Origin of the sequence: Mycobacterium sp. SMC-4 (assembly GCF_025263265.1) — a bacterium.
Taxonomy (GTDB): Bacteria; Actinomycetota; Actinomycetes; order Mycobacteriales; family Mycobacteriaceae; genus Mycobacterium.
In genome coordinates this window covers 1,267,541-1,288,843 of record NZ_CP079869.1, presented here as the reverse complement: position 1 = coordinate 1,288,843, position 21,303 = coordinate 1,267,541, and the positions used below count along the sequence as shown (strand labels likewise).

The following is a 21,303-nucleotide window of genomic DNA, read 5'->3' as shown; positions in this document are numbered from 1 at the left end:
CGGCGCCGGTCAGGAGCCGGGATAGGCGTCCACATCGGCTTCCTCGGCACGCGGCGCCCCGCCGTCCGGCTCGATCAGACGGACCAACCCACGCGCCAGCGACCACACCCACGGCGCCGCGTCGGTCAGCGGCCAGGTGATGACGTTGACCGCGAGGCTACGCACGCTGTCGGTCATCGACGGCGGGACGTGGCCGGGATCCATCAGATCGTTCTCGGCGAACGGTGACGCGTCCGCCGAGACCATGAACTCGGTGAACTTGCGCAGTGAGCGGCCGGTGCCCCGCAGCGCCTCCACCGCACCCAGAAACGAGTCATGCTCAGCGACCGCCTGCTGAAACTCTACGGTGGGCACCCCCAGGTGCTCAGCAGCCAAATCATCGCGAAGCCAGATGATTTCGCGTCGAACGTCCTCGCGCCCACGGTCGGGCGCCTCCAGCGCCACATCGCATTCGCTGTCGAACCCCAACGATCGGTTGTTCAGATTCGACGAGCCGACACGCAGCATCCGGTCGTCGACAACCAAGATCTTGGAGTGGACGTAGACCGACTCGCCGCCCTTGACGGCCGGCCAGTACACCCCGAGCCGGCCGTGCTCATCGGCCTCCCACAGCAGCCGCAGCAGCCGTTGACGGGCACTGTCCATCGACTCCTGCTCCAAGCGGCTCTCCGAACTGCGCGGCAGCACGATCACCACCTCGGGGCCGTCGGGCTCACGGAGCCGGGCGGCGAGCGCCTCGGCCAGACTGCGCGCCGCCAGATACTGGTTCTCCAGATAGATGACGTCGCGGGCGGCGGCGATCGCGGCGAGGTTGAGGGCTTCGACCTCCCGCACCTCGCTGCGCTGGAACAGCGTCGGCATCGTGCGCGCCACCCCGATCTCGACATCGCGCAACACCACCGGGAGACGGTTCGGCCACACCTGACCTCGAGCACTGACCGCCGGCAACCTCCGGCCGGTGGCCGCAGCCCACCGGTCGCGGGCCTGCTCGGCCAGCACCTTGGCCGCGTCACCGTCGACGGCCACCGCCACCTCATGACGGGGGCCGTAGGTGTCGCCGACCGACTGCCGCCGCGGGTCCTCGGCGGGGTGCTCACGGGTGTCCCAACGCCCCAGCGTCAGGTCGATGCCCCCGCAGAACGCGATCTCATCGTCGACGACCACGATCTTCTGGTGGTGCACCGCACCGGTGGGCCGCGCGCCGTCGACCGCGAAGTGCATCCGGTTCGGGGTGATCTGATTCAGCCAGGACACCGGCGCCGCACCGAACCAGAACGCGTCGAAAATGGGCAGCAGCCGCAGATTGGACTTCAGCAGATACACCTGCAGGCGGCGCTCCCGCCACACCAGCCACTGCAGAAACAGCCCAAGCCAGTTCGGCCCCGACATCGTCGCGCCCTCCGGCTCGAACGTCGTCCGGTAGTCCAGGTCCCAGCCGATGATCATGATGCGCCGCTGGGCGCGCAGCATCGCTGCCTTGACGTAGGCCAGGTAGTCGGCGCCGTCGATGATCGTGCTGAACCGCGGCGCATGCGCCGTCTGCCAGACCGTCTGCCCCGGCACCACCAGCCGACCGTCGTGGTCTGCCACCGCTCGACCTCCCATCCGGCCCTGACCTGTCCTTCATCGGACGATGCCAGCCGCCGAATGCGCACACCCGCGCAGCGGTGCCGTTGCGCACGTCCACTACCAGTGTGACGCGGACGTGCGCCGGAGTATCAGACGGTGCAGTCCACCCCGGCGACGTCATTGGCGATCACGCAGGCCGACGGGTTCGACAGCTTCCACGCGCCGCCCTGCTCGACCCAGTAGATGTTGTGGGTCTTGGTCCCGAAGATCGGGATCGTGACCGCCAGCTGGGCGTCGACCTGGTCGCCGTTGAGCACCGGGTTCTGCACCTGCCACGACACCACACCGCCGTAGGAGTTCAGCCGGTTGGCGATGTTGTCGGCAGTGGGTAGCGCGGCCTGGCCGCCGGCGAGCTTGGCGGCCCGATCAGCGCTGGGCGCGCCGGTATCGAGCACCACCCGCAGCTGCGAGGTCAGCTCACCTGCGCCCGGGGTCGCGGGCTGGGCCCAGGCCACTCCGGCACCGCCGAGAGCACCCGCAGCCACCACCGTCATCGCCGCAATCGCAGCACGCATGAACATTCCTCCCGAGACGTAGACCCGACCTCGCACACCTCAGCACGTCGAAGCGGCTCCGACAAGACCTACCTATTTCGGGCGGACCGGCCGCCGACGTCAGAACGGCAGGGCGAACTTGACGATCTTGCGGATCACCGTCGCGAACTGCCGCGGTAGCGGGCCGGTGTTGTAGGGCACGCCATAGCGTTCGCAGATCTCGCGCACCTTGGGGGCGATCTCCGCGTGCCGGAACGCCGGGATGTCCGGGAACAGGTGGTGTTCGATCTGGAACGACAGGTTGCCGGTCAGGATGTGGAACAACGGACCACCGGTGAGGTTCGCCGAACCGAGGATCTGGCGGAAGTACCACTGCCCACGCGTCTCAGCCTTGGTCTCCTCGATGGAGAACTCCTGGACATCCTCGGGAAAGTGCCCGCAGAAGATCACCATGTAGGACCACACATTGCGCACCAGGTTCGCGGTCATGTTGCCGGCGAACACCCACGGCGCGAACGGACACGCCAGCAGCGGAAAGGCGACGTAGTCCTTCAGTGTCTGCTTCTTGGTCTTGGCCCAGATTCCCTGCAGGATCTCGCGCTTGTCGGTCAGCGTGATCTCACCGGCGGCGATCTTCTCGCTCTCCATCTCGTGCAGCGCGACGCCGTACTGGAACAGCACCATCAGCAGGAACGCATAGACCGGGTTGCCCAGGTAGTAGGGCCGCCACTTCTGGTCGGAACTCATCCGCAAGATGCCGTAGCCGATGTCGCGGTCCAGACCGACGATGTTGGTGTAGGTGTGGTGCATGTAGTTGTGCGAGTGCCGCCACTGGTCACCCGGGCAGGCGTTGTCCCACTCGAATCCCTTGCTGGAGATCGCCGGGTCATTCATCCAGTCGTACTGGCCGTGCATGACGTTGTGGCCGATCTCCATGTTGTCGATGATCTTCGACAGGGACAGCATCGCGGTGCCGGCCAGCCAGAACGGCGGGATGATCCCGCCGAACAGCAAGGCCCGGCCGCCGATCTCGAGTCCGCGCTGCGCCTTGATCATCCGGCGGATGTAGGTGGCGTCGCGCTCACCGAGGTCGGCGATGACGCTCTCCTTGAGCGCATCCAGCTCTTTTCCAAAGGCCTCAGCCTGCTCGGGCGTCAGCGTGATCGTCTTGCCGGCGACCGTCTTGGTCAGCGTCCGGGCCGTCGGATCCGTGGCGGCCGGCTCGGTGGGGGTGGTGGTCGGCTCGATGGTGGTGGTCATGGGTGGCTCCCTTCCAGATGGTGGTTGCGGGATCAGTGCGGGATCAGAGGTCGAGTTCGACGTCGCCGACCGGGGCAGAGACGCAGATCTGCACGTCCTCGGCGTCCGGTGAGGACACCGCTCCGGTGACGACGTTGCGGACGATGCCGCTGGACTTGCGACGGGTGCAGGAGAAGCAGATGCCCATGCGGCATCCGCTTTCCGGGGTCAGACCGGCGTCTTCGGCCTGATTGAGCAGCGGGCGGCCGTCATCGACGACGTCGAATCCGCTGGCGGCGAAAGTGACGCGCCCGCCGGTCGATTCACCGTCGAACACCGGCGGCACGAAGCTTTCGGACTGTGCGTCGGGGAACACCTCGCGCACCGCATCGGCCAGGCTCGGCGGCCCGCACACGTACACCGCGTCCGGATCGGCGATGCCGGCGTGCTCGGCGCAGAAGCGTCCGTGCAGATCCGAGCCGTCCGTCTCGCGCGAATAACCATGGCGCACCGTCACGTTGGGCATCCTCGCGGCGATCTCGGCGAGTTCGTCGCGGTAGCAGGCCTCGTGGGCCGACCGGGCGTAGTGCACGAAGACGACCTCGCCGCGGTGCCCGCGCGCCCGCAGGGTGCGCAGCATCGACATGACCGGTGTGATGCCGCTGCCGCCGGAGACCAGCAGCAGTTTCTTCGGCGCGGACTCCGGGAGAACGAAGTCGCCGGCAACGGAGTCGAGATGGACGATCATGCCGGGGCGGGCGTGTTCGACGAGGTGGGTGGAGACCAAACCCCCGTCGTGGTGCCCGATGGTCAGCTCGATGTGCCCGTGGGACTCGGCGTTGGCCGGCGAGTACGGCCGGGTGCGCCGGCGGCCGTCGATCTCGACCGACAAGTTGATGTGCTGACCGGCGCGGAATCCGGTGAAGGCCCGGTTCGGCGCCAGCGTCAGCGTGACGCTGCGAGGCGTCGCGCGTCGGACCGCCACCACCCGGGCACGCGCGTCGCCGCGCGTCCAGGTGGGGTCGACCAGCTCGGTGTAGCGGTCGACGCCGTGCGGACCGGTCAGCAGGTCCAGCAAGGCGGACCGACGCACCTTCTTGGTCAGACTTTCAGTGAACATGTGTACACCGTGCGCCGGTTTCGGGCCCGCGTCAAGGGGTGCAACCGCAGGTGTGGCAGCCTTCACATTGGGTGAACAATTGTGCGCTGATGTGCACCTCTGCAGGTCCGTACCGGTCAGTTCGCATTACCGGTCTTCGACGATCACCCACGGGACCGGCGTCGTGGCCTGCCCTTGCGCGGGCGTTTGGGTAAACGGCTGTACGCTCGACAGGTGGCCAGCACGCATCGCCCGCGGGTCGAACGGTCGCGATCCAGTCGCCCCGAGAGATCACGCTCCCGCAGCACCCGCGACCAGCCGAGTCGCGAGGAGCGCAAGCAGGCCACCCGTCAGGCGATCATCGCCGCGGCGCTCCGGCTGCTTGAAGAACGCAGTTTCTCCGCCCTGAGCCTGCGCGAGGTGACCCGGGAGGCCGGCATCGTCCCGGCTGCCTTCTACCGCCACTTCGACAGCATGGAAGCCCTGGGGCTGGTCCTCATCGACGAGTCCTTTCGCAGCCTGCGCGACATGCTGCGCGGTGCGCGGGCCGGCAAGCTGGACCCCAAGCGCGTCATCGAGTCGAGCGTGGACATCCTGATCGACGGCGTCAACGAACGACGCGAACACTGGCTGTTCATCGGCCGCGAACGCAACAGCGGGGTGTCGGTCGTGCGCTATGCGATTCGTACCGAGATCCGCTTGATCACCTCAGAACTGGCCATCGACCTGGCCCGTTTTCCGGAGTTGAACACGTGGAGCGGTGAGGACCTCAACGTCCTTGCCTCACTGTTCGTGAACTCGATGATCGTGATCGCCGAAGCCATCGAGGATGCCCACGACCAGGCCACACTCGACCAGATCAGAAGTGTCGCGATCAAGCAACTACGCATGATCACTGTCGGCGTGGCGGGCTGGCGCAGCGGTTAACGTACGGACATGTCGTCCGTCCTCGAAGTCACCCACCCTCGGTCCGATATCGCAGTGCTGACCCTGAACCGGCCAGACAAGCTCAATGCCTTGTCCTTTCAGCTGGTCGAGGAGTTGCACCGAGCGCTCGACGAGCTCGGCGCCGACAACACCTGCCGGGTCGTGGTGCTGACCGGAGCAGGGCGCGGCTTCTGCTCCGGGCTGGATCTGAGCGCCCCCAACCCCGCCGAAAGTGGCGGCGGCACCGAATTCCCGCGGTCGGGCATGCGCTGGCAGGAGCGCATCGCCGAGCTCACCGCCAAGATCCACCGACTGCGTCAGCCGGTGATCGCAGCGGTCAACGGCGTCGCCTACGGCGGTGGACTGGGCATCGCCGCGGCCTGCGACCTGCGGGTGGCCGGACCGTCGGCGCGGTTCTGCACGCAGTTCATCAAGCTCGGCTTGGGCGGCTGTGACATCGGGGTCAGCTACACGCTGCCGCGCATCATCGGCGCGGGCCCGGCGTTCGACCTGATCCTGACCGCACGCGCGATCGACGCCGACGAGGCGCTGCACCTCGGCCTGGTCTCGCGGGTGGTGCAGGACCCGGTGGACTCGGCTGTGGAGATCGCCGAAACATTGTGCAGCTACGGCAAATTCGGAGTCGAGTCAACCAAGCAGGTACTGTGGGCGAATCTGGAAGCGTCCAGCCTGGAGGCCGCGCTGCACCTGGAGAACCGCAGCCAGATCCTGTCCTCGACCAGCGGTGAAATGGCCGAAGCCGCCGCCAAGATCCTGCGGAAGAACTGACTCCGAGCGTGCGCCCGGGGCGGAGAAATCGCGAAAATCCCGCCCCCAGAGCACAACCGGCGAGAGAGGCAGAGTCTTACCGCGGGGTGCCGCCGCCGTCGACCATGATCACCTGACCGGTGATGTAGCTGCCCGCATCGGAGGTCAACAGCAGTGCCGCGCCGACCATTTCGTCGGCGGTGGCCAAACGGCCCAGCAGCGTCCCACCGACCATGCCGTCGATGGCCTCCTGCGGGTTCTTGCGCATCATGTCGGTGTCGACCGGACCGGGGGCCAGTGCGTTGACCCGGATGCCGTGCTGGACGAACTCGGCGGCCATCGACCGGGTGAACGACATCATGGCTGCCTTCATCGATGCGTAGATCGCCAACATCGGCGCGAAGATGAACGCCCCGATCGAGACCACGTTCAGCACGGCGGCATGCTCGCTGGCGCGCAGGTGCGGCAGCGCCTCCTGCACCAGCATCACCGGCCCGCGCAGGTTGACCTCAAAAGACTTCGTCAGCCCGTCGACGGTCATCTGCCCGAACGGCTGCGCCAGCGGATTGGCCGCGTTGTTGACCAACACGTCGAGGCCACCGAACTCGTCGACAGTGCGCGACACCAACTGCCCCAGCGCATCGACGTCCCCGAGATGGGTGGGGACCCCGATCGCCTCACCGCCGAGTTCGCGCAACTGGCGGGCTGCCTGCTCGCAGGCGTCGGCCTTGCGACTGGCAACCACCACCCGGGCGCCGGCCAGCAGGTACCCCTGCGCCAACGCGAATCCGATCCCGCGGGTACCTCCGGTCACCACAACCGTGCGACCGGTCATGTCGAAGAGCCGGTCGAAAGCACTCCGATCCATCTAGATGCAGCCACTCACGCTGATACGGCGCCCGACGTTGGCGCACACATCCACGTTCGGGGTGCGGTCGTAATACACCGGCGGAGGCGGTGGAGGTGGTGGTGGCGGCGGCGGTGGCGGTGGCGGCGCACCCGGCGGCGGTGGTGGTGGCGGAGGTGGCGGCGGAGGCGGCGGCGGGGGCAGCACGTCGTTGAGTTCGTACAACGGGTCTGCGCAGCCGCTGACGCTGACGTGCACACCACCGACCGAGCCGCACACCGCGGCCTGGGCCTGCGGAGCCACGCCCACAGCCGGAGCGAACGCGCCGCCGATGATCAGCGCGGCGAGCAGGAACTTGCCCAACATCGTCTCCTTCGTGCCGACAACCCCGTCATTGTTGCAGTCCCGGCGCACCCGCGCCGTTGAAACCCAGTACCGCTCTGGTTCCGAAGGCAACCGGGTTTGCCAGTAATCGACGTCGACGACAATTGGTACTGGGAGGCCGGACAGTTACGGCCCTTCGCGGTGATAACCGCACGTCAGAACGGCAAATACGCGTCGAACGGTAACTAATTACGGAATCAACAATTACCGGTGCACGCCTGCCAGGATGTCGTAGGTTCGGCTCCGTGGGCGTCGAGACCCGACGCCCACGGTGTGCGTTCAGATCGCAATGGAAGACCGAGGGGAATTGCGATCTGAGCGCACACCTATCCGCTGGGCAGCTCGCGCCGGCTGAGAAAGCTCCGCGGTAAACCCGTCAACGGGTCAACGAATTCCAGACTCTGGGCCAGCAGGTGCAGCGGCGCGCTGAAGTCGTCGGCCGCGACATCGATCACGTGCGGATACAGCGGGTCACCGAAGATCGGCAGCCCCAGCGCGTTCATGTGCACGCGCAGCTGGTGGGTGCGGCCGGTGTGCGGCGTCAGTCGGTACAGTCCGTCGCCGTGGTGCTCGAGGAGCGTCGAGGCGTTCGGCTCGCCCGGCACCTGCATTGCCTGTAACTGCCCACGCTGCTTGATGATCCGGCTGCGCAGCGTCAGCGGGAACGTCAGATCCGCGCGGACGCCCGCGCGGGCCAGATACGTCTTGCGCACGCTTCCTTGGGCGAACAGCGTCTGATAAGCCCCGCGCACCTGACGATGGGTGGTGAACACCAACACCCCTGCGGTCAACCGGTCCAATCGGTGCGCCGGGCTCAGTTCCGGCAGATCCAGCTCCCGGCGCAACCGCACCGTCGCGGTCTGGGTGACATGGCGTCCGCGCGGCATCGTCGCCAGGAAGTGCGGCTTGTCGACGACGACGATGTTGTCGTCGCGGTAGAGCACCGGAATGTCGAACGGGACGGGGACCTCGTCGTGAATCTCGCGGTACAGGTAGACATGGGTGCCGGGCGCGAGCACCGTCGCAGCCGTCACCACGACCCCATCGGCGGTGAACACCTCACCGGCCAGCACCTTTTGCGCAGCCGCCTCGCCGAACCGGTCGGCCATCTCGACCAGCACCGACCCGCCGCGCAGCCGCACCCGGGACGGGCCCAGCCCGTCACGCACCGGCAGCGGAGGGGGCCTCAATTCAGCGGCACCGGTTCGAGGATCTCCGACCGCGCCTCCGGCGCGGCGACCCGCAACGCGTCGGCGGACTCGTCATCGGGTTGCTGCTGGCTGCGCACCTCGGCGTCGACCCGCGCGCAATAGGTTTCGACCTCGCGGTCGATGTCCTCGTCGCCCCAATTCAGGAACGGCGCAACGACTTCGGCGACCTCGCGGGCGCAGTCCACCCCGCGGTGCGGGTACTCGATCGAGATCCGCATCCGTCGGGCCAGGATGTCCTCCAGATGCAGCGCTCCCTCGGCCGCAGCCGCATAGGCCGCCTCCACCTTCAGATACACCGGCGCCTCGGTGATCGGGTCCAGCAGTTCCGGGCGCTTCTCGGCCATCGCCAGCACCTCGCCGATCAACGATCCGTAGCGGTCCAGCAGGTGCCGAACCCTGTACGGGTGCAGGTTGTATTCCTTTCCGACGCTTTGGGTTTGGTTCACCAGCGCGAAGTATCCGTCGGCACCCATCAGCGGCACCTTCTCGGTGATCGACGGCGCCACCCGGGTCGGGATGAACTCCGCTGCCGCGTCGATGGCGTCCTCGCCCATCACCCGGTAGGTGGTGTATTTACCGCCGGCGATCGCGACCAGGCCCGGGGCGGGCACCGCGACCGCGTGCTCGCGGGAGAGCTTCGAGGTCTCCTCGCTTTCCCCGGCCAGCAGCGGTCGCAGGCCGGCATACACGCCGTCGATGTCCTCGTGGGTCAACGGCGTCGCCAGCACTCTGTTGACCTGACCCAGCAGATAGTCGATGTCGGCCTTGGTCGCCGCGGGATGGGCCAGGTCGAGATTCCAGTCGGTATCGGTGGTCCCGATGATCCAGTGCGTGCCCCACGGGATCACGAACAGCACCGAGCTGTCGGTGCGCAGGATGATCGCGACCTCGCTGACGATGCGGTCGCGTGGCACCACGATGTGTACGCCCTTGGACGCGCGCACCCGGAACCGGCCGCGTTGCTTGGACAAGGCCTGGATCTCGTCGGTCCAGACCCCGGTCGCGTTGACCACGACGTGGCCGCGCACCTCGGTGACCGTGCCGTCTTCGGAGTCGCGCACCCGCACCCCGGTGACCCGGTCACCCTCCCGCAGCAGCGCCACCACCTGCGTCGAGGTGCGCACCACCGCGCCGTAGTGCGCCGCGGTGCGCGCCACCGTCATGGTGTGCCGGGCATCGTCGACGACGGTGTCGTAGTAACGGATTCCGCCGACCAGCGAGCTGCGCCGCAGCCCGGGCGACAGGCGCAACGCTCCGGCGCGGGTCAGATGCTTCTGCGGCGGAACCGATTTCGCACCGCCGAGCTGATCGTAGAGCAGAATGCCCGCAGCAATGTAGGGCCGCTCCCAGAGCCGGTTGGTCAGCGGGAACAGGAACGGCAGCGGTTTGACCAGGTGCGGAGCCAGCGTCGTCAACGACAGCTCGCGCTCATGCAGCGCCTCACGCACCAGTCCGAATTCGAGCTGCTCGAGGTAGCGCAGACCGCCGTGGAACATCTTGCTGCTGCGGCTCGATGTTCCCGAGGCGAAGTCGCGGGCCTCGACCAGGGCGACCTTGAGGCCCCTGGTGGCCGCGTCCAGGGCCGCGCCGGCGCCGACCACTCCACCACCGATGACAACCACGTCGAACTGTTCGCTACCCAGCCGCTCCCAGGCACGTCGGCGCTGTTCGGGCTGAAGTTTCGATTCCCGCTCTGGCTGAGCCACGCAGTACTCCCTTGTTACCGGTCAGTACTTGCCCAGCCTACGTGCCGCTCTGTGCCGATGCTGGGCTGCGCAGCCCGCCGGGCGCGTTGAGATTGCGCTCACGGCGCAAAAGTGCGAGAGACCCCCACCACCAGCGCAGACTCAACGGCAGAACAGTCAGTCCAGGTCGTCGTGGGCCATCAGACGGCGCGCGGCCTCCACGATCGAGCCGGACAGCGACGGATACACCGACAGCGTCTGGGCTAGATCGGTCACCGAAATGCGGTTCTGCACCGCCAGCGCGATCGGCAGGATCAGCTCCGAGGCGATCGGCGCGACCACCACGCCGCCGATCACCACGCCGGTGGCGGGCCGGCAGAAGATCTTGACGAAACCGTGTCGGAGCAGGCTCATCTTGGCCCGGGCATTGGTGTTCAGCGGCAGCATCAGCGTGCGGGCCGGCACACTGCCGTCGTCGATCGCCGACTGCGGGATGCCGACCGCGGCGATCTCGGGTCGGGTGAAGGTCGCCGAGGCGACCGTGCGCAGCCGGATCGGCGACACCCCCTCGCCCAGCGCGTGGTACATCGCGATACGGCCCTGCATGGCGGCCACCGAGGCCAGCGGCAGCAGACCCGTGCAGTCGCCGGCGGCATAGATGCCCGAGGCCGGGGTGCGCGAGACCCGGTCGACGGGGATGTAGCCGCCCGGCTTGAGCTCGACACCCACCCGCTCCAGGCCCAGCTTGGCGGTGTTGGGCACCGAGCCGACGGTGATCAACGCGTGGCTGCCGTCGACGGTGCGGCCGTCGGTCATCGTCACCGTCACCCCGCGCTCGGTCCGGGTCACCGACTGCGCGCGGGCATTCTTGACCAGGGTGACCCCACGCTCGGCGAACACCTGCTCGAGCACTGCGGCGGCGTCGGAGTCCTCGTGCGGCAGGATCTGGTCGCGGCTGGCGACCACGGTGACGTCCACCCCGAGCTCGGTGTAGGCGTTGCAGAACTCCGCGCCGGTCACCCCGGATCCGACGATCACCAGGTGCTCGGGCAACTCCTTGAGGTCATAGACCTGACGCCAGGTCAGGATCCGCTCGCCGTCGGGCTCGGCGTTGGGCAGCACCCGCGGACTGGCTCCGGTCGCGATCAGCACCACGTCGGCCTTGAGCACACCGACCTTGCCGTCGTGGGTGGTCACTTTGACCCGGTGACTGGCCATCCCGGCCACATCGTCGACCAGCTCGCCGTGCCCACCGAGGATCGTCACGCCCTGGTTGAGCAGTTGACTGCCGATGTCGGCGGACTGCGACGCGGCCAACGTCTTGACCCGATTGTTGATCTGCACCAGCGAGATCGGCGCATCGTCGAGGGTGATGTCGAAGCCGAGACCGCCGGCGCGGCGCAGCTCGGTGCGTACTCCGGTCGAGGCGATCAGCGTCTTGGACGGCACGCAGTCGTAGAGCACGCAGTTGCCACCGAGCCCGTCGGAATCGATGACCGTCACCTGGGTGACATCGCGACCGTGCGCGGCGGCCACCAGCGCCGCTTCGTAACCCGCTGGTCCTCCACCGATGATCACGATGCGCGTTACCACCGCTACAACCTATCTTGACGACCTGCCGCGCCGCCGATGTGATTAAGCTTCTCGCGTGCCGATCTACGCCGCCTACGGATCGAATATGCATCCCGAGCAAATGCTGCAGCGGGCCCCGCATTCCCCGATGGCCGGAACCGGCTGGCTGCACGGCTGGCGGCTGACCTTCGGCGGTGAGGACATCAGCTGGGAGGGTGCGCTGGCCACCGTCGTGCAGGACCCCACCTCCAAGGTGTTCGTGGTGCTCTACGACATGACCAAGGAAGACGAGGAGAACCTCGACCGCTGGGAGGGTTCCGAGCTGGGCTTCCACAAGAAGATCCGGTGCCGGGTGGAGCGCCTGTCGTCGGACACCGACACCGATCCGGTGCTGGCCTGGCTGTATGTGGTCGACGCCTGGGAGGGTGGGCTGCCGTCGGCGCGCTACCTGGGCGTGATGGCCGATGCCGCCGAAATCGCCGGTGCCCCAGCCGATTACGTGCACGACATCCGTACCCGGCCGGCCAAGAACGTCGGCCCGGGGTCGACGTAGCGCGACCCATTCACCGCCTTACTGTGACCTTACGTTTCTCTTACTTTTCTTAAAGAGGGTGTACGGTGGTTTCCGAGTGCTCGTCACCGCCGACGGTCACGGAAAGGAACCCGCCATGCGCACGTCACCTCAGCGGATCGTCCTTGTCACCGGTGCCGACGGTCGCCTCGGAGCTGACGTCGCCCGCCAGCTCGCCGACCCGGATGTCCACGTCGTGCTCAACCATCGCGGTGCCGCCGACCGCGCCGAGAGCATCGCCGGCAGCATCCGCGAGGCCGGAGGCCACGCCTCGAGCATTGACACCGACGTCGCCGACGACTTCGCTGTCACCGCGATGATCGAGACCGTGCGGGCCCGCTTCGGACGACTGGACACCCTCATCCTGCATCCCGCCGGCGGTCTGCACACACTCAGCGACACCCGGGCCCGCGCGCACGGCCAGGCGCAGCGGCGGCTGGCCACCCTGGCGATGCCGTTGATGCCGTCCGGCGCCCGGATCGTGTTCGTCACCAGCCACCAGGCCCACTTCTATCCCTACAAGGCGGTGCCCAAAGGTTTCGCCGGCATCGCCGCCAGCCAGCGGGCCGGCGAAACCGCGCTCTACGCCATGCGATCGGATCTCGCGCACGCCGGAATCAGCGTGACGGTGGTGTCAGCCGAGATCACCGGCGCCGCCGACGTCGCGGCGGCCGTCGTCAACGCGGCCACCACCGCCCACCCGTCCGGCATCGTCTACGTCGGCAGCGCCGCCTGAACCTACCCGGCTACCCGGCTACCCGGCTGGGGCGTCGGCGCGCGCCACTGGTGGCGGCCAGGGCGACGGCACCGGCCGCGGCCGGACCCGCTGTGGCCACCAGAACCAGCGGCCCAGCAGCGCCGCCAGCGACGGCGTCATGAACGACCGGATCACCAACGTGTCGAAGATCAGACCCATGCCGATGGTCGTACCCACCTGACCGATGATGGTCAGATCGCTGACCGCCATCGTCATCATGGTCAGCGCGAACACCATGCCCGCCGCGGTCACCACCGACCCGCTGCCACCCATCGTGCGGATCAGGCCGGTGTTCACCCCGGCATGGATCTCCTCTTTCAGGCGCGCCACCACCAGCAGGTTGTAGTCCGCGCCGACGGCCAACAGGATGATCACCGCCATCGGCAACACCATCCAGTGCAGTTCGATGCCGATCAGGTGTTGCCACACCAGCACCGACAACCCGAACGACGCACCCAGCGACAGCACCACCGTGCCGACGATCACCGCGGCCGCGACGATCGCGCGCGTCAGGATCAGCATGATGACGAAAATCAGCCCGATCGCGGCGATTCCGGCGATCAGCAAGTCATACCGGGTGCCGTCGGCCATGTCCTTGAAGGTGGCCGCGGTGCCGCCGAGGTAGATCGTCGACCCCTCCAGCGGAGTGCCCTTGACCGCCTCCTTGGCCGCGGTCTTGAGCGCGTCGATCTTCTCGATACCCGCCGGGGACAACGGGTCTCCCTCGTGGGCGATGATGAACCGCACCGCCTCACCGTTGGGTGAGATGAACTGCTCGATCCCGCGCTGGAAGTCGGCGTTGTCGAAGGCCTCCGGCGGCAGGTAGAACGAATCGGCGTTCCACGCGTCGTTGAACGCGTCGCCCATCGCAGTGGCGTCCTCGCGCAGCGCCGCCATCTGTTCCAGTTGCCCGTTCTGGGTCTGATACATCGTCAGCATCATGGTGCGCTGGGACTGCATCGACTCGATCTGCTGCGGCATCAGCGCGATCAACTCCGGCATCAACCGCGCGAGACGCTCGAGGTCGGGAACGAGCTCCTGGATGTTGTCGGTCAACAGGTTGGTGCCGTCGATGAGGTCGAAGATCGAACGGATCGACCAGCACACCGGGATGTTGAAGCAGTGCGGTTCCCAGTAGAAGTAGTTGCGCAGCGGCCGCAGGAAATCGTCGAGGTTGGCGATGTTGTCGCGCAGGTCGGTGACGTTGTCGGCCATCGTCTTGGTCTTGGCCACCATGCTGATGGTGACCTCCGACATCTGCGTCATCAACGACTGCATCTCCTGCATCGTGTTGATGGTGGTCTGCAGCTCGTCGGCCTGCACCAGCATGTCGGCCATCCGGTCGGACATGTACTTCTGATTCAGATCCTGGGTGCCGCCCTGCCGGCTCATCATGTACGGGATCGAGGTGCTCTTGATCGGTGTGCCATCCGGGCGGGTGATGGTCTGCACCCGGCCGATGCCCTCCACCGCGAACAGCTCCTTGGCGATCTTCTCGATGACGAGGAAGTCGGCCGAATTGCGCAGGTCCCGATCGGTCTCGACCATCAGCACCTCGGGGTTGAGCCGCGCCGGCGAGAAGTGCCGCTCGGCAGCTGCGTAGCCGATGCTGGACTCGATGTCGTCGGGCAGATAGATGCGGTCGTTGTAGCTGGTCTGGTAGCCGGGCAGGGCGAGCAGGCCGATCAGCGACACCGCGATGCTGGCCACCAGGACAGCGCCCGGCCAGCGCACGGTGGCCGCGCCGATCTTGCGCCACCCGCGCACCCGCATCGCGCGCTTGGGCTCCAGCAGACCGAACCGGCTGGCGATGGTGACCACCGCCGGACCGAAGGTCAGCGCTACCGCGATCAGCACCAGCATGCCCAACGCCAACGGCACCCCGAGGCTGTTGAAATACGGCAGCCGGGTGAAGCTCAGGCAGAACGTCGCACCGGCGATGGTCAGACCGGAACCGACGATGACGTGCGCGGTGCCGCCGAACATCGTGTAGTAGGCCTCTTCGGTGGAGGCACCCTTGCCCCTGGCCTCCTGGTAGCGGCCGATCAGGAAGATCGCATAGTCCACCGCGATCGCGATGGCCAGCGTGACCAGCAAGCTGGTTGCAAACGTCGAGAGCCCGATGATCTCGTAGAAACCCAGGAACGACACCGTGCCGCGCACGACCATCAGGCTCAGCCCGACCATCACCAGGATCACCAGCGTGGTCAGGATCGAGCGGAAGAACAACAGCAGCATGATCGTGATGACCAGGAACGTCAGCGCCTCGACCATCCGCAGGCTCTCGTTGCCGGCATCCTCCTGTTCGGCCGCCAATGCCGACGGTCCGGTGACAAAGGCCGCCACCCCGTCGGGCGGCTGGCTGGCCTCCACCAGATCCTGGACCGCGCGCACCGACTCGTTGGCCAGCGCCTCACCCTGGTTACCGGCGAGGTAGACCTGGAAATAGGTGGCCCTGCCGTCCGCGCTCTGCGCGCCGGCCGCGGTCAACGGATCGCTCCAGAGGTCCTGTACGTGCTCGACGTGGCGGGTGTCGGCTTCTAGGTCGGTGATCAGGTCGGCGTAGTACGCGCGGGCTTCCTCGCCGAGTGGCTGCTCGCCTTCGAGCACGATCATCGCCGAGCTGTTGGACTCGTACTCTTCGAAGACCTCCCCAATGCGCAGCATCGAGATGACCGACGGCGCGTCGTCGGGGCTCATCGACACCGACCGCAGCTTGCCGACCTCTTCGAGCTGGGGCACCACGACGTTGAGGAAAACCGCGATCCCGACCCAGATCAGGACGACGGGCAGCGAAGCCAGGCGAATGAAGCGGGCGATGCCGTAGAAGTGCGGCCGTTCGTGCCCGTCCACCAGCGACTCCTCCTGAGGTTTACCCGAAAGTCGTTACGCTGCAGACGCCTTCGACGATAGAGGGTCAAGAATTACTGAGATAGACTAGCCAATTGATCAAGTTGAGACAACCCCGCTCGGTCGCGAGTGACCCGGGTTACAGTCCCGGGCCGTATGTGAGCCCAGGAAGGGGGCCGGCGACATACATGGCGAGGTAGGGAAACACCCTATTTCTTCGACGCGGACTCGAGTGCCATCGTGATGGTTCGGAGTGGCCAATCGCGACGACAGGAGATGTCATGCTCGAGTCATTGCAGCGCACGGTTCGTGAGCGCGCGACGATCCCGTCAGATCCTGACCGTCGGCGATTAAAAGGACTTCTTTTCAATGGATTTGCGGTAGCAGCTCTAGCTGCGGCGTCGCCCCTCGGAGCACCGGCAGCCCACGCGCTACCGCAATTTCCCCTGGCACCCGCATGCAGTGGCTACTCCTACAACAGCCCTGCGATGGAGGTCGCGCAGAACAACAACGTGACGGTGGTGGTCGACAAGTCTGGCGACTTCTTCTCCGGTAACGCCGGATACACGCAGAACGGAAGTGGGGTGTGGACCAACGGTACCGCCGTCGGACGAATCAGTGGCCGCAACATCACCATCGATTTCACCTGGAACAACGGCTTGACAACCCACTGGGACGGTTACATCGACGATGACCTCACTGCCCGAGGCACCGCCAAAAACAGCGAAGGTGCTGTCAACACCTGGTCCTCGAAAGCCAAGTTCCATTGCGTCCCCGCCGCGGCACCGCCTTCTGCATCCCCAGCGCCTTCACCCACGCCAGCGACAACACCGGACGCGCTGACAGCCACGGTGAACGCCGATACCCGCCTCTACGACAAATCCAACGACGACGGTGACGCCGTGGTCATCGGCGAGTTGAAGGTTGGACAGGTGGTGACAGTGAAGAGCGCGTGCTCGCCCAACGCTTGGTGCTTCTTGGCCGAGCCCGCGGGAGCGGCTTGGGGAAGAGATCTCACGAACAACTAAGGGGGGGGAAGCGCCCGTGTCAGCCTGAAGCGTGGTCGATGATGTTGACCAGCAGCCGCACCCCGACACCGAGCGCGCGCTCGTCGAGGTCGAAGGTCGGCTGGTGCAGGTCGAGCTGCGGGCCCCGACCGCTCCACACGCCCAGCCGCGCCATCGCGCCCGGAACCTCCTCGAGATACCACGAAAAGTCTTCTCCCCCACCGGATTGCCGGGTGTCGGCCAGCACGTCCGGGCCGATCGCTTCGATAGCGTGGGTGAGGATGCGCGTAGACACCTCTTCGTTGACCACTGGCGGCACCCCGCGCCGGTACAGGACGTTGTGCTCCATCCCCAGCGGTGCCAGCAGTGACGAAACCGTTTCGCGCACAATGTCTTCCAACGTCAGCCAGGTATCGCGGCTGGCGGTGCGGATGGTTCCGGCCACCGTGCCGGTCTGCGGGATCGCATTGGCGGCCACCCCGGCATTGACCGCACCCCACACCATCACGGTGCTGTTGCGCGGGTCGATACGCCGCGACAGCACCCCGGGCACCCCGGTGATCAGCGTGCCCAACCCATAGACCAGGTCACCGGTCAGGTGCGGACGCGAGGTGTGCCCGCCGGGCGAATGCAGCGTCACCTCGATCTGATCGGCCGCCGAGGTGATCGGCCCGGGCCGCACCGCGACCTTGCCGACCGCCAGCCGCGGATCACAGTGCAGCGCGAAGATCCGCGATACGCCCGTCAGCGCGCCGGCAGCGATCGCGTCCAGCGCCCCGCCGGGCATCAGCTCCTCGGCGGCCTGGAACAGCAGCCGCACCCCGACCGGCAACTCCGGCGCCGAGGCCATCGCCAACGCCGCGCCCAGCAGCACCGCGGTGTGCGCATCGTGCCCGCAGGCATGCGACACCCCCGGCACCAGCGACGAGTACGGCGCCCCGGTCCGCTCGTCCATCGGCAGCGCGTCCATGTCGGCGCGCAACGCCACCCGCGGTCCGTGCTCGGGCCCGAAATCGCAGGTCAGACCGGTGCCGCCGGGCAGCACCTTCGGGTTCAACCCGGCCTCGGCCAGCCGGGAGGCGACGAACTGCGTCGTCTGGAACTCCTGGCGCCCCAGCTCGGGATGCTGATGCAGGTGCCGGCGCCACCCGACCATCTCGTCGTAGTGGGCCGACAGCCAGCGCGCCGCCGCGTGGGCCAACACGCTCATGAGACCCGCCGATCCTGCTGTTCGAGCACGCGGTCGCGCTGCTCGGGACTCTCGGCCAGCGCCACCACCGTGCGGGCCAGCATCACCGCCCCCTCGGCCACCGCGAGGTCCGCGCTCGCCGACACCGCCGCGGCCGCGAACTCCGGCTGATGGATCGACGCGCCACCGGAATCCACGCCGATCACCGGGTGGATGCCGGGCATCATCTGGGTGACATTGCCCATGTCGGTACTACCCAGCGGCAGCGAGGCCGCCACCTCGGCCGGCAGCGGGCACCGCCCCAACCGGGTCATCTCCGCGTGCACCGTCGCCGACAACCACTCATCGGGGGCCAGCTCCGCATACGCCGGCGCGACCTCGGTGACGGCGTGCTCGCAACCGGTCGCCACCGCACCCGCGGCGAAACAGCCGGCCATTCGAGATTCCAACTCCCGCAACGACTCCGACTGCGTCGCGCGCATCGTGTAGCGCAGCTCGGCGCGCGCCGGGATCACGTTGGCGGCCTGCCCGCCGTCGGTGACGATGCCGTGCACCATCTGGCCGGGCGCCAGCTGCTGGCGCAGCAGACCGATCGCCACCTGCGCGACGGTGACCGCGTCGGCGGCGTTGACCCCCAGATACGGCGCGACCGCGGCGTGCGACTCCCGGCCGGTGTAGCGGATCGTGACCTCCGAGAGCGCCAGCGAGCGGGCTGCGGCGATGTCGACCGGCCCGGGATGCAGCATCACGGTGGTCGCGACGTCGTCGAACACGCCGGCTTCCAGCATCAGCACCTTGCCGCCGCCGGCCTCCTCGGCGGGTGTCCCCAACAGCACCACCGTCAGCCCGAGCTCGTCGGCGACCTCGGCCAAAGCCAGCGCGGTACCGACCGCCGATGCGGCGATGACGTTGTGCCCGCAGGCGTGCCCGATTTCGGGCAACGCGTCGTACTCGGCGCAGATCCCGACGACCAGCGGGCCGCTACCGAACTCGGCGCGGAAGGCGGTGTCCAGGCCGGCCACCCCAGCGGTGATGTCGAAGCCGCGTTCGGCCACCAGGGCCTGGGTCTTGGCGCAGCTGCGGTGCTCGTCGAAGGCCAGCTCGGGCTCGGCGTGGATGCCATGCGAGAGCTCGATCAGATCGCCACGACGCCGGTACACGGCGTCTTCGACGCGAGTCGACGTGGCGGTGGGCATGGCCGCCAGTATCTCACTGCTGCAGCGACGCCGAACTAGGCTGCCCGTCGTGGACGCAGTCGCAGCGCAAGCCGCCGCCGCCGAGCTGGCGCAGCGCACCGGTGTCGAGCAGCACGACGTCGCCGTCGTGCTGGGTTCGGGCTGGGCGCCGGCCGCGTCTGAGCTCGGTGAGCCGACGGCGGTGGTCGCGATGGCCGACCTGCCCGGTTTCAGCCCGCCCAGCGCGCAGGGCCACAGCGGCCAGGTGCTCTCGCTGCGACTCGGGGCGCACCGAGTGCTGGTGCTGCTGGGCCGCATCCACGCCTACGAAGGCCATGATCTGGGCCACGTCGTGCATCCGGTGCGCACCGCCTGCGCGACCGGCGTGCACACCGTGGTGCTGACCAACGCCGCGGGCGGTCTGCGCGGCGACCTCGACGTCGGTCAGCCTGTGCTGATCAGCGACCACCTCAACCTCACCGGCCGTTCACCGCTGGTCGGCGCTCGGTTCGTCGACATGGTCGACGCGTACTCCCCGCGGCTGCGCGCAGTGGCCCGGGCGATCGACCCGACACTGGCCGACGGTGTGTACGCCGGTCTGCCCGGCCCGCAGTACGAGACGCCGGCCGAGATCCGGATGCTGCGCACGCTGGGCGCCGACCTGGTCGGCATGTCGACGGTGCACGAGACCATCGCCGCGCGCGAGGCCGGCGCCGAGGTGCTCGGAGTCTCGCTGGTCACCAACCTGGCGGCCGGGATGACCGGCGAGCCGCTCAGCCACGCCGAGGTGCTCGAAGCCGGCCGTCAGTCGGCGACGCGGATGGGCGGGTTGTTGTCGTCGGTGATCGCCCGGCTCTGAGTCCGTCGGCTCAGCCGGGCCACCCCGCGGGCCAGCAGCGGCGCGCAGAACAGCATCAGCAGGATGCGCAGCACCTGCGCGGCGATGACGAACGTGACATTGGCGCCGGTTTCGGCGGCGGTGGCCAGCACCGCGTAGACCCCGCCCGGGCTGGTGGCCAGGTATCCCTCCAGCAGCGACACGTCGGCCACCCTGGCCAGTACCACGCCCAGGCCTGCGGTCGCCGCACCCAGCGCCAGGATCAGCACCGTCGCCAACGGCAGCAGCCGTCCCACCGCGCGCAGCGAATCCCGGGTGAACGCCAGCCCGGCCTGCCAGCCGATCAGCACGTAGCCGGTCTGCACCAGCAGCACCGGCACGCTCAACCCGAAGGACAGGCCGCTGATCTCCAGCGCGACCGTCAACGCCAGCGGGCCGAGCAGTCCAGCGCCGGGAAGCCGGATCCTGCGGGCCAGGAAACCCCCGACCAGCACCAGAGCGGCCAGCATCAGCAGGCTCAGATACCAGGGGGTGGTCTGCTGCGGACCGGCGGCGGCCGGCGGGGACGTGTCGGCGCGATAGATCAGCATGACGACGACCGGCATCGACGCGGTGATCAACGCGACCCGCAGATACTGCACGACGGCGACCACCCGGTCGTCGCCGCCGAGTTCTCGGGCAATGGCCACCAGCCCCGATGCGCCGCCGGCGACCAGAGCCAGCGCGCCGGTCAGCGGGGTGACGTCGCGGTGTAGGCCCAGCAGCACACCGGCGATCATGCTCAGTGCCAGCGTCGCGACCGCCACCGCGAGCACAATCGGCCAATCCGCGCCCAGCGTGGACAGTGCGTCGGGTTCGACCATCGTGCCGATGTAGACACCCAACACGCCCTGCGCCGCCAGCCCGAACGGGCGCGCGACGGTAGCCGGGGTGCGCGACATCAGCGCGAACCCGATACCCACCACCAACGCGGCGAACAACAGCGCCGACGGCACCCCGAGCAGCGTCAGCCCGACGCCGGCCGCGACCGTCACTCCCGTCAGCACCGCCCACCTCAGCAA

19 protein-coding genes are annotated in these 21,303 nt (G+C 67.7%); 6 read left to right on the top strand and 13 right to left on the bottom strand.

The window, feature by feature from the left end; genetic code table 11:
• Nucleotides 1-9: 9 nt before the first annotated feature.
• The 4 genes from KXD98_RS06125 to KXD98_RS06110 form a co-directional block, all read right to left on the bottom strand.
• Nucleotides 10-1,605: a phospholipase D-like domain-containing protein gene (locus KXD98_RS06125; RefSeq protein ID WP_396882544.1), complete on the bottom strand. Its 1,596-nt coding sequence runs from the start codon at nucleotides 1,603-1,605 to the stop codon at nucleotides 10-12.
• Nucleotides 1,606-1,718: 113 nt separating this feature from the next.
• Nucleotides 1,719-2,144 carry a hypothetical protein gene (locus KXD98_RS06120; RefSeq protein WP_260762452.1) on the bottom strand — a complete coding sequence of 142 codons (426 nt, stop codon included), beginning with the start codon at nucleotides 2,142-2,144 and terminating at the stop codon, nucleotides 1,719-1,721.
• Between the two features lie 99 nt (nucleotides 2,145-2,243).
• A complete protein-coding gene (locus KXD98_RS06115; RefSeq protein ID WP_260762451.1) occupies nucleotides 2,244-3,383 on the bottom strand; it encodes an acyl-CoA desaturase in 1,140 nt (379 codons plus the stop codon).
• Nucleotides 3,384-3,426: 43 nt separating this feature from the next.
• Nucleotides 3,427-4,482, bottom strand: a complete 1,056-nt coding sequence (locus KXD98_RS06110; protein ID WP_260762448.1) for a ferredoxin reductase — start codon at nucleotides 4,480-4,482, stop codon at nucleotides 3,427-3,429.
• Nucleotides 4,483-4,695: 213 nt separating this feature from the next.
• Here KXD98_RS06110 and KXD98_RS06105 point away from each other — a divergent pair, with 213 nt between their 5' ends.
• Nucleotides 4,696-5,388 carry a TetR family transcriptional regulator gene (locus KXD98_RS06105; protein ID WP_260762447.1) on the top strand — a complete coding sequence of 231 codons (693 nt, stop codon included), beginning with the start codon at nucleotides 4,696-4,698 and terminating at the stop codon, nucleotides 5,386-5,388.
• A 9-nt stretch (nucleotides 5,389-5,397) separates the two neighbouring features.
• A complete protein-coding gene (locus tag KXD98_RS06100; protein WP_260762445.1) occupies nucleotides 5,398-6,177 on the top strand; it encodes an enoyl-CoA hydratase/isomerase family protein in 780 nt (259 codons plus the stop codon).
• Nucleotides 6,178-6,253: 76 nt separating this feature from the next.
• On the opposite strand, the gene KXD98_RS06095 is transcribed toward KXD98_RS06100, so the two are convergent.
• From KXD98_RS06095 to KXD98_RS06075, 5 genes are all read right to left on the bottom strand, one after another.
• Nucleotides 6,254-7,024, bottom strand: a complete 771-nt coding sequence (locus KXD98_RS06095; RefSeq protein ID WP_260762443.1) for an SDR family NAD(P)-dependent oxidoreductase — start codon at nucleotides 7,022-7,024, stop codon at nucleotides 6,254-6,256.
• Nucleotides 7,025-7,369 carry an RNA-binding protein gene (locus KXD98_RS28405; protein WP_313901271.1) on the bottom strand — a complete coding sequence of 115 codons (345 nt, stop codon included), beginning with the start codon at nucleotides 7,367-7,369 and terminating at the stop codon, nucleotides 7,025-7,027.
• Between the two features lie 344 nt (nucleotides 7,370-7,713).
• Entirely contained in the window at nucleotides 7,714-8,577 is an 864-nt protein-coding gene (locus KXD98_RS06085) for a pseudouridine synthase (RefSeq protein ID WP_260762441.1), read from the bottom strand.
• The gene (gene glpD, locus KXD98_RS06080; RefSeq protein WP_260762438.1) at nucleotides 8,574-10,304 is read right to left on the bottom strand and encodes a glycerol-3-phosphate dehydrogenase; all 1,731 of its coding nucleotides are present in this window, start codon (nucleotides 10,302-10,304) and stop codon (nucleotides 8,574-8,576) included. The genes KXD98_RS06085 and glpD overlap by 4 nt, the downstream gene beginning before the upstream one ends.
• Nucleotides 10,305-10,460: 156 nt before the next feature.
• Nucleotides 10,461-11,876 (bottom strand): NAD(P)H-quinone dehydrogenase, encoded by a 1,416-nt coding sequence (locus tag KXD98_RS06075; protein WP_260762434.1) that lies wholly within the window; start codon nucleotides 11,874-11,876, stop codon nucleotides 10,461-10,463.
• Nucleotides 11,877-11,931: 55 nt separating this feature from the next.
• Between KXD98_RS06075 and KXD98_RS06070 the strand changes: the two genes are divergently transcribed.
• Both KXD98_RS06070 and KXD98_RS06065 read left to right on the top strand, forming a co-directional pair.
• Nucleotides 11,932-12,408, top strand: a complete 477-nt coding sequence (locus KXD98_RS06070; RefSeq protein ID WP_260762432.1) for a gamma-glutamylcyclotransferase — start codon at nucleotides 11,932-11,934, stop codon at nucleotides 12,406-12,408.
• A gap of 115 nt (nucleotides 12,409-12,523) precedes the next feature.
• Complete coding sequence (locus KXD98_RS06065) at nucleotides 12,524-13,162, top strand: SDR family oxidoreductase (RefSeq protein ID WP_260762429.1); 639 nt, start codon at nucleotides 12,524-12,526, stop codon at nucleotides 13,160-13,162.
• Nucleotides 13,163-13,180: 18 nt separating this feature from the next.
• Here the strand turns inward: KXD98_RS06065 and KXD98_RS06060 are convergent, their stop codons facing one another.
• Nucleotides 13,181-16,036 carry an RND family transporter gene (locus KXD98_RS06060; protein ID WP_260762427.1) on the bottom strand — a complete coding sequence of 952 codons (2,856 nt, stop codon included), beginning with the start codon at nucleotides 16,034-16,036 and terminating at the stop codon, nucleotides 13,181-13,183.
• Nucleotides 16,037-16,314: 278 nt separating this feature from the next.
• Between KXD98_RS06060 and KXD98_RS06055 the strand changes: the two genes are divergently transcribed.
• On the top strand, nucleotides 16,315-17,061 hold the full coding sequence (locus tag KXD98_RS06055) for a hypothetical protein (protein WP_260762426.1): 747 nt from the start codon (nucleotides 16,315-16,317) through the stop codon (nucleotides 17,059-17,061).
• A 19-nt stretch (nucleotides 17,062-17,080) separates the two neighbouring features.
• Here the strand turns inward: KXD98_RS06055 and KXD98_RS06050 are convergent, their stop codons facing one another.
• The gene (locus tag KXD98_RS06050) at nucleotides 17,081-18,250 is read right to left on the bottom strand and encodes a M20 family metallopeptidase (RefSeq protein WP_260762424.1); all 1,170 of its coding nucleotides are present in this window, start codon (nucleotides 18,248-18,250) and stop codon (nucleotides 17,081-17,083) included.
• Nucleotides 18,247-19,425 (bottom strand): M20 family metallopeptidase, encoded by a 1,179-nt coding sequence (locus KXD98_RS06045; protein ID WP_260762422.1) that lies wholly within the window; start codon nucleotides 19,423-19,425, stop codon nucleotides 18,247-18,249. Before KXD98_RS06045 ends, KXD98_RS06050 begins: the two co-directional genes overlap by 4 nt.
• On the opposite strand from KXD98_RS06045, the gene KXD98_RS06040 reads away from it, so the two are divergent.
• Complete coding sequence (locus KXD98_RS06040; RefSeq protein WP_396882535.1) at nucleotides 19,424-20,263, top strand: purine-nucleoside phosphorylase; 840 nt, start codon at nucleotides 19,424-19,426, stop codon at nucleotides 20,261-20,263. The two genes, KXD98_RS06045 and KXD98_RS06040, sit on opposite strands and share 2 nt — an antisense overlap.
• On the opposite strand, the gene KXD98_RS06035 is transcribed toward KXD98_RS06040, so the two are convergent.
• Complete coding sequence (locus KXD98_RS06035; protein WP_260765011.1) at nucleotides 20,209-21,303, bottom strand: AbrB family transcriptional regulator; 1,095 nt, start codon at nucleotides 21,301-21,303, stop codon at nucleotides 20,209-20,211. The two genes, KXD98_RS06040 and KXD98_RS06035, sit on opposite strands and share 55 nt — an antisense overlap.

Coding starts and splice junctions, on each gene's coding strand:
- KXD98_RS06110 (WP_260762448.1), bottom strand. CDS start 4,482: ATGTTCACTGAAAGTCTGACCAAGAAGGTGCGTCGGTCCGCCTTGCTG.
- KXD98_RS06125 (WP_396882544.1), bottom strand. CDS start 1,605: ATGGGAGGTCGAGCGGTGGCAGACCACGACGGTCGGCTGGTGGTGCCG.
- KXD98_RS28405 (WP_313901271.1), bottom strand. CDS start 7,369: ATGTTGGGCAAGTTCCTGCTCGCCGCGCTGATCATCGGCGGCGCGTTC.
- KXD98_RS06115 (WP_260762451.1), bottom strand. CDS start 3,383: ATGACCACCACCATCGAGCCGACCACCACCCCCACCGAGCCGGCCGCC.
- KXD98_RS06120 (WP_260762452.1), bottom strand. CDS start 2,144: ATGCGTGCTGCGATTGCGGCGATGACGGTGGTGGCTGCGGGTGCTCTC.
- KXD98_RS06040 (WP_396882535.1), top strand. CDS start 19,424: ATGGCCGCCAGTATCTCACTGCTGCAGCGACGCCGAACTAGGCTGCCC.
- KXD98_RS06095 (WP_260762443.1), bottom strand. CDS start 7,024: ATGGATCGGAGTGCTTTCGACCGGCTCTTCGACATGACCGGTCGCACG.
- KXD98_RS06055 (WP_260762426.1), top strand. CDS start 16,315: ATGCTCGAGTCATTGCAGCGCACGGTTCGTGAGCGCGCGACGATCCCG.
- KXD98_RS06065 (WP_260762429.1), top strand. CDS start 12,524: ATGCGCACGTCACCTCAGCGGATCGTCCTTGTCACCGGTGCCGACGGT.
- KXD98_RS06100 (WP_260762445.1), top strand. CDS start 5,398: ATGTCGTCCGTCCTCGAAGTCACCCACCCTCGGTCCGATATCGCAGTG.
- KXD98_RS06045 (WP_260762422.1), bottom strand. CDS start 19,425: ATGCCCACCGCCACGTCGACTCGCGTCGAAGACGCCGTGTACCGGCGT.
- KXD98_RS06050 (WP_260762424.1), bottom strand. CDS start 18,250: ATGAGCGTGTTGGCCCACGCGGCGGCGCGCTGGCTGTCGGCCCACTAC.